Source organism: Eubacterium sp. An3 (assembly GCF_002159465.1).
GTDB lineage: Bacteria > Bacillota > Clostridia > Lachnospirales > Lachnospiraceae > Anaerobutyricum > Anaerobutyricum stercoris.
The window spans coordinates 249,512-262,498 of sequence record NZ_NFIR01000001.1; the positions used below are offsets into that span (position 1 = coordinate 249,512).

Annotated in this window: 17 protein-coding genes; 16 read left to right on the forward strand and 1 reads right to left on the reverse strand. The window is 45.3% G+C overall.

The features are described from left to right. Window positions 1-6: 6 nt before the first annotated feature. The gene (locus tag B5F87_RS01165; protein ID WP_087275512.1) at window positions 7-285 is read right to left on the reverse strand and encodes an acylphosphatase; all 279 of its coding nucleotides are present in this window, start codon (window positions 283-285) and stop codon (window positions 7-9) included. A 182-nt stretch (window positions 286-467) separates the two neighbouring features. Between B5F87_RS01165 and B5F87_RS01170 the strand changes: the two genes are divergently transcribed. The 16 genes from B5F87_RS01170 (at window position 468) to B5F87_RS01240 (ending at window position 12,933) form a co-directional block, all read left to right on the forward strand. Next, window positions 468-1,331, forward strand: coding sequence for an arginase family protein (locus B5F87_RS01170; RefSeq protein ID WP_087275514.1), 864 nt, complete (start codon window positions 468-470; stop codon window positions 1,329-1,331). 10 nt (window positions 1,332-1,341) lie between these two features. Continuing rightward, the gene (locus B5F87_RS01175; RefSeq protein WP_087275515.1) at window positions 1,342-2,040 is read left to right on the forward strand and encodes an SGNH/GDSL hydrolase family protein; all 699 of its coding nucleotides are present in this window, start codon (window positions 1,342-1,344) and stop codon (window positions 2,038-2,040) included. A 195-nt stretch (window positions 2,041-2,235) separates the two neighbouring features. Next, complete coding sequence (locus B5F87_RS01180) at window positions 2,236-3,189, forward strand: HD domain-containing protein (RefSeq protein WP_087276130.1); 954 nt, start codon at window positions 2,236-2,238, stop codon at window positions 3,187-3,189. Between the two features lie 11 nt (window positions 3,190-3,200). Then, window positions 3,201-4,598 (forward strand): 23S rRNA (uracil(1939)-C(5))-methyltransferase RlmD, encoded by a 1,398-nt coding sequence (gene rlmD / locus B5F87_RS01185; protein WP_087275517.1) that lies wholly within the window; start codon window positions 3,201-3,203, stop codon window positions 4,596-4,598. A gap of 111 nt (window positions 4,599-4,709) precedes the next feature. Further along, window positions 4,710-6,080, forward strand: coding sequence for an FAD-dependent protein (locus B5F87_RS01190; RefSeq protein WP_087275519.1), 1,371 nt, complete (start codon window positions 4,710-4,712; stop codon window positions 6,078-6,080). A 76-nt stretch (window positions 6,081-6,156) separates the two neighbouring features. Further along, on the forward strand, window positions 6,157-7,689 hold the full coding sequence (locus tag B5F87_RS01195; protein WP_087275521.1) for a MerR family transcriptional regulator: 1,533 nt from the start codon (window positions 6,157-6,159) through the stop codon (window positions 7,687-7,689). 115 nt (window positions 7,690-7,804) lie between these two features. After that, entirely contained in the window at window positions 7,805-8,914 is a 1,110-nt protein-coding gene (locus B5F87_RS01200) for an RNA-binding domain-containing protein (RefSeq protein ID WP_242964221.1), read from the forward strand. Continuing rightward, window positions 8,901-9,083 (forward strand): hypothetical protein, encoded by a 183-nt coding sequence (locus tag B5F87_RS21325; protein ID WP_242964206.1) that lies wholly within the window; start codon window positions 8,901-8,903, stop codon window positions 9,081-9,083. Before B5F87_RS01200 ends, B5F87_RS21325 begins: the two co-directional genes overlap by 14 nt. Window positions 9,084-9,574: 491 nt before the next feature. Then, complete coding sequence (locus tag B5F87_RS01205) at window positions 9,575-9,874, forward strand: CD3324 family protein (protein ID WP_087276133.1); 300 nt, start codon at window positions 9,575-9,577, stop codon at window positions 9,872-9,874. Window positions 9,875-9,937: 63 nt separating this feature from the next. Beyond that, a complete protein-coding gene (locus B5F87_RS01210) occupies window positions 9,938-10,306 on the forward strand; it encodes a DUF1062 domain-containing protein (RefSeq protein WP_158096910.1) in 369 nt (122 codons plus the stop codon). Window positions 10,307-10,621: 315 nt separating this feature from the next. Next, entirely contained in the window at window positions 10,622-10,942 is a 321-nt protein-coding gene (locus B5F87_RS01215; protein WP_087275525.1) for a CD3324 family protein, read from the forward strand. A 63-nt stretch (window positions 10,943-11,005) separates the two neighbouring features. Next, window positions 11,006-11,308, forward strand: coding sequence for a nucleotidyltransferase domain-containing protein (locus tag B5F87_RS01220; RefSeq protein WP_087276136.1), 303 nt, complete (start codon window positions 11,006-11,008; stop codon window positions 11,306-11,308). Next, window positions 11,305-11,484, forward strand: a complete 180-nt coding sequence (locus tag B5F87_RS01225) for a HepT-like ribonuclease domain-containing protein (RefSeq protein ID WP_087275527.1) — start codon at window positions 11,305-11,307, stop codon at window positions 11,482-11,484. The genes B5F87_RS01220 and B5F87_RS01225 overlap by 4 nt, the downstream gene beginning before the upstream one ends. Before the next feature lie 120 nt (window positions 11,485-11,604). Beyond that, the gene (locus B5F87_RS01230; protein ID WP_087275529.1) at window positions 11,605-12,240 is read left to right on the forward strand and encodes a CatB-related O-acetyltransferase; all 636 of its coding nucleotides are present in this window, start codon (window positions 11,605-11,607) and stop codon (window positions 12,238-12,240) included. A gap of 134 nt (window positions 12,241-12,374) precedes the next feature. After that, window positions 12,375-12,638, forward strand: a complete 264-nt coding sequence (locus B5F87_RS01235) for a type II toxin-antitoxin system prevent-host-death family antitoxin (RefSeq protein ID WP_087275531.1) — start codon at window positions 12,375-12,377, stop codon at window positions 12,636-12,638. Beyond that, window positions 12,631-12,933 (forward strand): type II toxin-antitoxin system RelE/ParE family toxin, encoded by a 303-nt coding sequence (locus B5F87_RS01240; RefSeq protein WP_087275533.1) that lies wholly within the window; start codon window positions 12,631-12,633, stop codon window positions 12,931-12,933. The genes B5F87_RS01235 and B5F87_RS01240 overlap by 8 nt, the downstream gene beginning before the upstream one ends. The last annotated feature ends 54 nt before the right edge of the window (window positions 12,934-12,987 follow it).

Here is a 12,987-nt window from a genome sequence, read left to right on the forward strand (position 1 = left end):
AAAGCTCTAATGCCGGATCCGGAACTGCTGCTCCTTCAGGGCATTAATGGTCGGGATCTCCGTCACATCTATGGAATCGATCCGGGCAAACCGATAGCCCTGTCCCAGCTCATTTAAGAACATTTCCACCCGGTGTTCCGGTCCCTGTACTTCTATCTCAACGCTGCCATCGTACTCATTTCTCACCCATCCGGTCACATGATATTTGGAAGCGATGGAAGAGGTGATGTAGCGGAATCCCACTCCCTGTACCCGGCCGCGGACGATGACATGTTTTCTGATCATATGAATCACCCTCTCCAAAAATGAAAAATCCTACGTGAAATCCGGCAGGACTGCCTGGCCGCAGCCTGTACCGGACTTTGATAATTGTGACATGAAATGGTTGTTTTGTCAAACGGAAGCAGCTACAATAAAAAGGTAAGTTTTCAATTTCAGAAACTATCTTTTACAGGAGGAAATATATTATGAAAAAAACACTTCGTCTCACCTTCCCGGAATGGCAGGGAGGGGTGAATCCTAATTATTATATGGGGAGCCGGCTTCTGACCTGGCTGACGCCGGAAGGAAAGAACTGTGAGAGCGCGGAAGTTCCGGTGGAGACTGATTTTGGCGCGGAGGTTCCGATCATCGGCGGCATCTGCGCCAGGGACGTGCTCATGCGGCAGCAGGAGGCGGCGATGGCGATTCTTGAGGAAAAACAGCCGGATAAAGTGATCGTGCTGGGCGGGGACTGCTCCGTCAATCAGGCGCCGTTTGATTATCTTCACGGAAAATATCCGGAAGACACAGGGATTTTGTGGATTGACGCCCATCCGGACTTTTCCGAGCCTGGCGACGGCACCCACGAACACGCCATGGTTCTCGGCAATCTTCTGGGCGGAGGCGTGCCGGAGATGGCAGCCATGGTGAAGCATCCATTTCAGGCAGCGGACGTCATGTACGCCGGGCTGGTGGCCGATGAACTGGAAAAGCATGAGAAAGAACATATGAAAAAATACAGAATTGCTTACGCTACGCCGGAAGACCTGGCAGATCATAATGAAAAGGTACTGGCATGGATCAAAGAGAAAGGCTTCAAACATATGCTGATTCACTGGGATCTGGATGTGATGTCTCCGAAGGACTTTTATTCGCTGCTCTGCAATGAACCGCACATTCCGCCGGTGGAGTACGCCGTGGGGCGGATGACACTGGAACAGATCACCGGGCTGATTCAGGAGGTCTCCGCAGTCACCGAAGTGGTCGGCCTTGGCATCACCGAATACATGCCGTGGGATGTGATTCGGTTCCGGGAGGCGCTGAGCCGGATTGACATTTTTAAGGAATAGAAGGTGGATAATGAAACGTATTTTATGCTACGGAGATTCCAATACATACGGATATAATCCATACACGCAGGGGCGGTATTCGAAGTCTGTCCGCTGGCCGGGCGTTCTGGCGGAACTTCTGGGAGAAGAGTACGAGGTCATTGAGGAGGGGCTTAATAACCGGACCACTGCTCTGGAACCCGAGGGTGAGCCATGGCGCAGCGGGATGTATTATCTGGAACCGTGTCTGAGAAGCCACATCCCGGTGGATTTGTTTGTGCTGATGCTTGGCTCCAACGACATGAAGACGGTATTTGGTCAGACGGCGGAGACCATTGGGGCGCATGTCCGGCAATTGATTCAGGAGATCAAACGCATCAGCGCCGAGAAAAATCCGGCGGGCCGTTCCTGTGAGATTCTGCTCATCTGCCCGATTTTTGTTTCGGAGCATATCATCGGCGTGGACTATGCCGATGAATTTGGCGGCATGGCGGCGGTGGAACTGTCCCGGCAGCTGCAGCCGGTCTATGAGCAGATCACCCGGGAGGAAGGATGCATTTACTTAAACGGCGCAGACTGCGCCAAACCTTCCACGGCGGATGGACTGCATCTTGATGAGGACGGACACCGGCAGATGGCGGAAGCGGTAGCGGAGGTCATCAGGCATCACGAGAGGAAAGGAAAATATCAAAAAAAATACGAAAAATATATAAAAGTAAAAAATGAGTAAATATGACGCAGAAATGGGCTCTGTCGGGAATTTTGCAGTTGTTATTATCTGGAAAGTAGAGTATAATGTTTGTACTTTCGTCCGGAAAGGTGTATCAGCATCGGAGGATGGAACGATACAGAAAAAGCAGTGAGGGAAAAGAGTATCCGGCGGAGGTCCGATACATGTGTGGAAAATATTAGAAAGGGATTACATATGCGTTATATTAACGAGTTCAGAGAAGGTGACACCGTCTCTGATGTTTATCTTTGCAAGTTAAAAAATATTTCGAAAACAAAAGCAGGGAAGACTTATTATTCCCTGATTCTTCAGGATAAAACCGGTGTCATTGACACAAAAATATGGGAACTGAACAACGGCATTGACAACTTTGAGCAGATGGATTATGTCCGTGTCGAAGGCACGGTCACCAGTTTTCAGGGCAGCCTGCAGCTCAATGTCCGCCGTCTTCGAAAAGTTAAGGAGGGCGAGTACATGCCGCAGGATTATATTCCGTGTTCCGCCAGAGACGTGGGGGAAATGTACAAAGAACTGGTGGGATATGTGAATCATATCCAGAACATATATCTTCGTCAGCTTCTGGTCGCTTTTTTCGGTGACAAAGAGTTTGCCAAAAAGTTCAAGGAACATTCCGCGGCAAAGCGGGTACATCACGGATTTCTGGGCGGTCTGCTGGAGCACACCTTAAATGTGACAAAGCTCTGCGATTACTATTGCAGCCAGTATCCGATCCTGAACCGCGACCTGCTGATTACCGCGGCTCTCTGCCACGATATCGGAAAGGTCAACGAGCTGTCTGATTTCCCGGAAAATGATTACACCGACGAGGGTCAGCTCATCGGACATATCGTCATGGGAACCCTGATGGTCGATGAGAAGATCCGCGGTATTCAGGGATTCCCGGTGAAGCTCGCCAACGAGCTTAAGCACTGTATCCTCGCCCACCACGGCGAGCTGGAATACGGTTCACCGAAGAAACCGGCGCTCATCGAGGCTTTGGCTTTGAACTTTGCCGACAACACCGACGCCAAGATGGAGTCCTTCATCGAGGCTCTGGCCGAGGAGAACCGCCAGAGCGGCGAATGGCGAGGCTATAACAAATTATTTGAAAGCAATATCCGCAGTACCAGCGGACCTGTGGTGAAATAAAGGAGCATTATATGGAGTTAAAGAAGAATCAGGAGATTCTGCTTACAATCGAAGACTTCACGAAAGAAGGGGAAGGCCTTGGTAAATATCAGGGCTTTCCTTTGTTCGTTAAAGACACGGTCATCGGGGATAAAGCGAAGGTCTCCATCACGAAACTGAAAAAGAATTACGGTTACGCCCGACTGGTGGAGATCCTGGAACCGTCACCTGACCGGGTGACTCCGCCCTGCCCTGTGGCAAGACAGTGCGGCGGCTGCAAGATCCAGCAGCTTTCCTACGAAAAGCAGAAGGAATTCAAGTGGAATCAGGTGGCAAACTGCCTGAAACGCATCGGCGGATTTGACGGCATCGAGGCCAAAATGGAGCCCATCTACGGCATGGAGCATCCGTGGCATTACCGCAACAAGGCCCAGTATCCTGTCGGACTGGACAAGGCCGGCAACATTATCGCCGGATTTTACGCCGGGCGCACCCACACCATCGTGCCGAACACCGACTGCCTCATTCAGGCAGAGGTCAATAAAGACATTCTGGAAATCATCCTGCGCTACCTGCGCAAAAATAATATTCGTCCTTACGACGAAAAGAGCCACACGGGGCTTGTCCGCCATGTACTCACCCGGGTGGGATTTGTCACCGGCGAGATCATGGTCTGCCTCGTCTTAAACGGCAAAAAGGAGCAGCTGAAAAACAGCGCCGTTCTGGTGGAGCAGCTCGCTGCCATTCCGGGTATGACCAGTATCATGGTCAATACCAACAAAGAGAAGACCAACCGCATCCTCGGCGCGTCCTGCGAGACCCTATGGGGGAAAGATTATATCGAGGATTATATCGGAGACGTTCGCTATCAGATCGGGCCGCTTTCCTTCTTCCAGGTCAACCCGGCGCAGACGAAGGTTCTTTATTCCAAAGCCCTTGAGTACGCCGGACTGAAAGGCGAAGAAATCGTCTGGGATCTTTACTGCGGCATCGGAACCATCTCTCTCTTCCTGGCTCAGAAGGCAAAACAGGTCTACGGCGTGGAAATCGTCAAAGAAGCCATCGATGACGCCCGCCGCAACGCCGCCCTCAACCAGATGGACAACGTCACCTTCTACGTGGGCAAAGCCGAAGAAATCGTACCCGCTGAGTACCAGCGCACCGGCATCCGCCCGGACGTCATCGTCGTGGACCCGCCGCGAAAAGGCTGCGACGAGACTCTTCTCCATACGATGACTCAGATGCGCCCGAAACGAATTGTCTATGTAAGCTGCGACCCGGGAACCCTGGCAAGAGACTGTAAAATTCTCTGTGGAGAGGGATATGAGATAGAGCGGGTGGCAGTGGTGGACCAGTTCGGACACAGTTGTCATACGGAAAGTGTGGTTGCCTTAGATCTTGGTACGGGAAACACAAAAAATCTTGAATGATAAAAGTGAATAATATAGATAGAATTATCCATTGTAAACAAAAGAGGCAGATGACAACTCTTTCGCAGAGTGTGTTACATTTGCTAAAGTATAAGGAAGGAAAGAGTCACTATGAACAGATATGACGTAATTATAATCGGAGCAGGACCTGGCGGGATATTTGCGGCGTATGAGCTGATGCAGAAAGCGCCGGAACTGAAAGTAGCAGTATTTGAGTCAGGAAATCCTCTCGAGAAAAGAAGATGCCCCATTGACGGGAAGAAAATAAAGAGCTGTGTCAATTGTAATACATGTGCGATCATGAGCGGTTTCGGCGGAGCCGGTGCATTTTCGGATGGAAAATATAATATTACCAATGATTTTGGCGGTACGCTCTATGAATATATCGGAAAAAGCACAGCCATTGATCTGATGCACTATGTGGATGAAATCAATCTGCGCTACGGCGGAGAGGGTACAAAGATGTACTCCACTGCGGGTACGAAGTTCAAGAAACTGTGTATGCAAAACAAACTGAAACTGCTGGATGCATCGGTACGTCATCTGGGTACTGACATCAATTATGTCGTACTGGAAAATATGTACGCTGAACTGAAAGAGAAGATTGAGTTTTATTTTAACAGCTATGTGGATGATCTGGAGGCCAGCGGCGACGGTTACCGGGTGATATGCGGGGATACGGTTTATGAGTGTGACAAGTGTATCGTCTCAGTAGGCAGGAGCGGAAGCAAATGGATGGAGAAAATCTGTGAAAGGCTGAACATCTCGACGAAGTCAAACCGGGTGGATCTAGGCGTGAGAGTTGAACTTCCTGCTGTGATCTTCTCACATCTGACCGATGAGCTCTATGAGAGCAAGATCGTGTACCGCACGGAAAAGTTTGAGGACAAGGTAAGGACGTTCTGTATGAATCCTTACGGTATTGTTGTAAATGAGAATACCAACGGGATTGTGACTGTAAACGGGCACAGCTATGAAGATCCTGCAAAGCAGACGGAGAATACAAACTTCGCCCTTCTGGTGGAAAAGCATTTCTCTGAGCCTTTTAAGGACAGTAACGGATACGGTGAAAGCATTGCACGGCTCTCCAATATGCTGGGCGGCGGAGTGCTTGTTCAGAGATTTGGCGATCTGATCCGCGGCAGGAGAAGTACAGCAAAGAGGATTGAAGAAGGATTTGTGCGGCCTACACTTTCAGCGGAGCCCGGAGATCTGAGTCTCGTACTGCCGAAACGTATCCTTGACGGTATCATTGAGATGGTGTATGCGCTCGACAAGATCGCGCCGGGAACGGCAAATGATGATACACTGCTCTATGGTGTGGAAGTGAAGTTCTACAATATGGAAGTACAACTTGATGAGAATCTGGAGACGATACACAAAGGGTTCTATGTGATCGGAGACGGAAGCGGCGTGACCCACTCCCTGTCCCATGCATCAGCCAGCGGCGTCTATGTGGCAAGGAAGATCGCGGAGAAGTAGAGGCTGCGATAGGTACTTGACTGTAAAGTCCCTTTATCCTTTATAATCGGATATCATATACAGGAGGAAATGTCATATGAAGATCAAAGAGGTGGAAGAATTGTCAGGAATGACAAGGGCCAATATCCGATTTTATGAGAAAGAGGGACTTCTTTCTCCGCAGAGAAAATCCAACGGATACAGGGATTATACAGAAGAAGACGTGGAAACGTTAAAACGTATCCGGCTTCTCCGGTCTATTCATATCAGCCTGGAGGATATCAAAGCGTTAAATGAAAATGTCTTTGAGCTGACCGAGCTGCTGCCAGCACATTTGATGAAATTAAAAGAGAAAAATCAGGATCTGGAACAGTCCAGATTTATCTGTGAGCAGCTGTGCGGCGCGCAGGCGTCTTACCGCAGTTTTGACGCACAGCACTATCTTGATATGCTGAACTACTCTTTATCGGAAGTCCCGCCGGAACTGAAAGAGGACTCGGTGCCAAAGGTGACCGCACCGTGGCGCCGGTACTTTGCCCGCAGGATTGACGAGAGCATCTATGCGCTTTTGTGGGATGCGGTTCTCGCATGCTTCTTTCATGTCAATATTATGGAAATGAGCTGGCTGGGCTGGGTTGTGGAATTAATCATGACTGCCTGCATCCTGCTGTTGATTGAGCCCACGCTGCTCTCGTGCTTCGGCACAACTCCGGGGAAAATATTGTTCGGCCTCAGGGTGTCAGCGGAAAGCGGCGCGCGCCTCACCTGGAGAGAAGCCTTTCAAAGAACGTGGCTGGTGCTGGGCAAAGGTTCCGGTTTCCATATTCCGGTGTACCGGCTCATCCGGGAATATAAATCGTACCGGGATTGCAGGGCAGGAGAAAACATGGAATGGGAAGAAGAAAATGTACTCTGGCTGAACCGGCGATATGCGCCGGCAAAAGCAGTCGGTGCAGTCTTTCTCATGATGCTGCTGACCGGAGCGACATTTTACATATGGCAGGCAGGTGCAATCCCGCAAAACAGAGGAAATATAAGCGCGGCCCAGTATGCTGAGAACTTCAACGAGATGCAGACATTTTATCAGACAGACCGTCAGCTGAACCTGCCGGAATTCTATCTGACACCGGATGGAGATTCCAGCCTGTGGCTGACCGACAGCGGGACATGGGAGAAAAGGAACGGAGGAACCTATATTGTCGATACAGTCAACACTTATGCCGCTCTCCCGCAGCTCCATTTTGAGGAAATGGACGGCGTGCTGACAGGAGTTTCCTTTTCCGCAGAATATAAGAATGAAAACATAGAAATTGCATCTTACGGAGATTTGATGGCGCTGACAGCGCTGTCTTTTATCTGCGCGCAGGATAGCTATAATCTGACCGCTGCCCCGCCATCCCTGCTTTACAGGCGAATCAAAGAAAGCGCCGACACATTTCAGGACTTTACATTTTCAGAAGCGGGAATCACCGTGGAGGCTGCCTTCCAATGCTGTGGCTACGAGTTCCGCCAGGCTCAGTACAGCAGCAGCGAGGTGCTGGTGCCGGTATACGGGGAAGAGCCGTATTTTCAGGTGGAGTACAGGGTGTATAAAAGCGGAGATAAAATTGCTATAAATAATGAATTTTGATTAAAATAAAGGTTTTCTGTGATAAAATAATAAATCATAGAAAGCCTTTTATTATAATAAATAGATAAGAAAAGTTCGCGGACTGGAGATTGTAATACGGAGAAAGGGTGATTTGATGGCAGCAAGATCAATAGAATACTTAAAAAGTCTTGTACGGGAGCTTGCTAAGTGGCCGAATGAGACAGAGTGGGTTGAGTTTAAATGTAATAACAAACAGCCGCAGATGATTGGTGAATATATTTCTGCTCTTAGTAATTCGGCTGCATTATGTGAACGTCCCAAGGCATATTTGGTTTGGGGAATAGATGATGAAACGCATAAAATTGTTGGAACTGAATTTCAATATCGAAAAATGAAAAAGGGAAGTGAAGAATTAGAAGCTTGGCTTTCCAGAATGCTTTCACCGAGGATTAATTTCCATTTTTTTGAGATCCCAATGGATGAAGGAACAGTTGTACTGCTGGAGATTCCGTGTGCTGAAAAACAACCGGTTCAATTTTCGGGAGTTGAATATATACGAATTGGAACAAATAAAAAGAATTTGAAAGAATATCCTGATAAAGAACGGGAACTGTGGAGGACATTTGATTGTACGCCTTATGAATTGCGGATTGCAATGGGAGGTTTAGAAGAAGATGAGATGATATCACTGCTGGATTATTCTAAATATTATGATAAGCTTGAAATGCCAATTCCAAGAAACAGAGATAAAGTCTTGGAAGACTTACAGCATGAAAAATTCATCCAAAGAAATGATGCAGGTACATGGGATATTACAAATATAGGGGCTTTGATGATTGCAAAAGATTTGAAGAAATTTGAATCCTTGCATAGACGCTCCGTGCGAGTCATATGGTATAAGGAGAATTCAAGACTGGATGCAATCAGGGAGAAGGAATTTTCTGCTGGTTATGCATTTTCACATGAGGAAATAGTTCAGTATATTATGACCATTATTCCTCAAGAAGAGGTTATTGTAGAGGCTACCAGAAAATCTATTGTCAGTTTTCCTGAAATTGCGATTCGTGAAATGTTGGCGAATGCGATGATACATCAGGACTTTCAACAGAGAGGAACAAATCCAATGGTTGAAGTGTTTAAGAATAGAATTGAGTTTTCTAATGCTGGAGCACCGTTAGTGGCAATTGATCGTATTGTAGATTCTGTACCTATATCACGGAACGAAAATATTGCTGGATTTATGCATAAATGTGGCATATGTTAATTTTGAAGGAATTTCAAATGCCGATATACGTAAGATTTTTGGCTTAAAGGAAAAAGAAAAGTCCAAAGCATCAAGGATTATTGCTAATACTGTTGAAAATGGCCTTATTAAAGTAATGGATCCTGATACAGCACCTAGATACAAAAAATATATCCCCTATTGGGCATGATTTAAGTTTCGCTAAGTTTTGTTTGAGTATTTGGATACAAGATTATTTTAGAGAAAAAGATTTAAGAACGCTGAAAAAGCGTTAATTTTTCAGATTTTCAACACCATTTTTATACTAAATAATTGAAAATAAAATAAATTTTAAGTTTTGCTAAGTTTCGCTGACTTCTGCAAAACATAGAGTATATAAGGAAAAAATAAAATTTCCAGTAACAGCAAAAAAGGACGTGGATTTCGACATACAAAAATAGAATTATTGCCGATAAAATAGCGTGTGTCAATTTTTATAGGAAGTCTCAATTTCATCTCGTAAATAAAGTTGAGGTTCCCTCCTGTTCTATGCTATTTTACAATATAATAGGAAATCGCATGGGAAACCACGAAAAGGAGGAATGTTTTTATGCTTAATCCTATCGTTATGATTGCGTGAGCAAGGCTAAGCGCAATGAAAATAAAATATGTGTTGCGATATGCCTTGCTGTTCCCGTAAAAATGACGAAGGAGAGCAAGATGAGCTACAAAAAAGCAGCACATGTTCTGCCGGAAGAGCTGCTGCGGAAAGTGCAGGAATATGTGGACGGGGAATTTATATATATTCCCAGGGCTTCGGACAACAAAAAGGGTTGGGGAGAGACCACCGCAACCCGTCAGGAGCTGCATGACCGAAACGAGCAGATATATGTGGAATATCTTGCTGGACAGAGAATGGAGGCGCTGGCCGATAAATATTTTCTGTCTTTGAAAAGTATTCAGCGGATCATCAGGCAGTTGAAAAAAGAACATAGTAAATAATCATGAGCCGGTATGGTTGAAAAATCATCCCGGCTCATATTTCTTTCGTAAAAGAGTATTCGGTTGGGTTCCCCACAGGCCATAAAACCGGAACTGCTGGAAGCTTTTTACGGAAATGACGAAGCCCTCGCCAGGCAAATATCTGTGGATTCGGACTTTCTCAGGCGAAACAAAGTGGAAACAGGTTTGCCTGTGTATCATGTAATCGGCGATACATTTTCTCCCGATGAAGAAGTGATGCTGGAAATTAAAAGTAAACATTCAATAAATATCAGAATTGCTTCCATCATAAGAAAAAAGCTTCATCTGTCGCAAAAAGACTATTTAAAATTAATCGACGACGGAAGAGTGAGAAGTATCCCGGAAACTGATTTACGAAAGTGCAGGTTGAGAAAAGGGATAGTGCTTATTTTTTCGGGCAGCAATTCTTAACTGATGGTGCGGAAATATCATCGGAAACGTTTTTGGGGATGTCCTTTTTGATTTCAGTATGATGATACAGACCAGTTGCTACGTTGAATTCGAGGGTGTTTTTTGGTATACTCGGGGCAAGATAAAAAATATCTGCCAGAAAGAATTAACAGACAAAGGTGATAAAAATGTGCCGAAATAAAAAACGAAAAAACGATGCATGGCTCCACGCAAAGCCAGTGAAAAGAGCGACATTTGCGTGGAGAGAGCCCGAATAGTCGCTTGCATATGACTGGCTTTGCTTCCTGGATGATCAATCGGGGAAGGAGCCTGCATATGAAATACATCAATGCAAATGTAATTCTTCCCGATGAGCTGGTCGAGGAGCTGCAGAAATATGTTCAGGCGGGATACATTTATGTACCTGCCAGGGAAGAGCAGCACAAAGCCTGGGGCGAGTTGTCCGGATATCGGGAGGAACTTGAGAAACGCAACGGAAAGATTATATCAGAATACCGTCAGGGAAGTTCTGTGGAAGAGCTGGCTGACCGGTACAGCCTTTCGACTTCTGCCATCAGAAAGATTATTTATCAAAAGAAACAGAAGAAAAACGAAGAAAGCGGTAGAGAAAACGAAAATTGCGGTAAACAATCATGAAAGATAGGTTGGCGTTTAACTGTTATGACTGAAGTGTTGAATTACAAGAAAGGATTTCAGAAAATGAATGACAAAATTTTTACGATAACTGATATCAAAGCGTTAGTAAAGCCTATCGCAGAAAAATATAATGTAGATGAAATTTATTTGTTTGGTTCTTATGCGAGAAATGAGGCGAATCAAAACAGTGATTTGGATTTTCTTGTATTTGGCGGACGAAATTTCAAGCTTACAATGATTTTTTCACTTGCAGAAGAATTGCGTGCAATTCTAAATAAAAATGTGGATGTGTTTGAAATAAACGAAATCAATCAAGACAGTGAGTTTTATAAGACAATCATGAAAGAGAGGCTTCGCGTAGCATGAAATATTCAGATGAGCAGCGCATTAAAAAGACGTATGATAAAATTCCCTGGTTGATGATTTCAGGGCTTAGGCATCGCCTGGTTCACGATTACGATGGCACGAATTGGAACATTATTGCAGATGTTGTTTTTGAAGAGTTGCCTGTCCTGATAGCAGAATTAGAGAAAATCAAATAATCTGTTATTACATCTACTAAACAATACAGCAGCGTTCTGTGGATTGAAAGTACATTTCCTGAAAAGTAAAATAGCTATGTATTCTATAATTCAGCACCAGGAAAGAAAGGATGAAGAAACATGGCTATGCCAGACAAAATTTACCCAAGAACCGGAGACACTCAGACCATTTATCTGAAAAATGTCATCACGAATCCAAATATCCAGGTGGGCGATTATACAGTATACAATGATTTCGTCCACGACCCGCAGGGATTTCAGCAAAATAATGTGTTATATCACTACCCGATTAATGGAGATAAACTCATCATCGGAAAGTTCAGCTCCATTGCCTGCGGAGCGAAGTTTCTGTTTAACAGCGCCAATCATACGCTGGATTCTTTATCTACCTACACATTTCCTCTGTTTTTTGAGGAATGGGGACTGCCGTGGGACAAGATGAAAGACGCATGGGATCATAAAGGAGATATTGTCATCGGAAACGATGTGTGGATTGGCTATGAGGCGGTGATCCTTGCGGGAGTGACCATCGGAGACGGCGCAGTGATTGGCAGCCGGGCGGTTGTCACAAAGGACGTGCTGCCCTATACCATTGTGGGAGGCGTTCCCGCCAAGACCATTCGCAGGAGATTCGACGAAGATACTGTGGAGGAACTGCTGGGGCTCCGGTGGTGGGACTGGCCGGAAGAAGTCATAAGAGAAAATATTCCGGCCATACAGTCAGGCTGTGTGGAGCAGTTAAGCAGGATAAGGTAAAGATAGGAACGATATAGGAAAAAATCATTTTTTAAATCCAGGAGTATTGGTAATGAGAAAAGAGCACATAATTCAGTGTACTTGTAGACATAATTATGCTATAATCATGTCAAAAGATGAAAGGAGCTGATATTATGCCGGTTATTATGCCAATCAAAGAACTTCGTAATACAAGTGAGATATCTGATATGGCCCATAAAATTCAGGAACCGATTTTTATTACTAAAAACGGATACAGTGATTTAGTTGTAATGAGCAGTGAATTATACGATAAATTTGCAAAAACCAATCGTATTGATCAGGCAATCTATGAATCTGAGAAAGAGATGGAAGAAGGTGGAGTTTCCATTGATCTTGATGAAGCATTTAATAAATTGAATAGAGAATATTATGGATAAGTATAAAGTCAGATTAAATCAACAGGCATTTCGGGAAATTAATGATATTTTTGCCTATATTGCTTTGGAAAAATTATTACCGGAAAATGCGAAAGGACAGACGGACCGGATTTGGGAGGCATTAAAAAAGTTAGAAATTTTTCCCCAGTCGCATCAAGAACGGACCGAAGGGAATTATGCCGGCAAAGGATACCGGCAATTACTCATAGATAATTATATTGCCATCTTCAGAATTGATGAATCGAATAAAACAGTTTACGTTGTGACTGTACAGTATCAGGGACGAAATATATAAGAAGAAGCCAGAGTAACAGAGAAAAACTCTGGCTCTTCTTCCGCATAGCAGGGA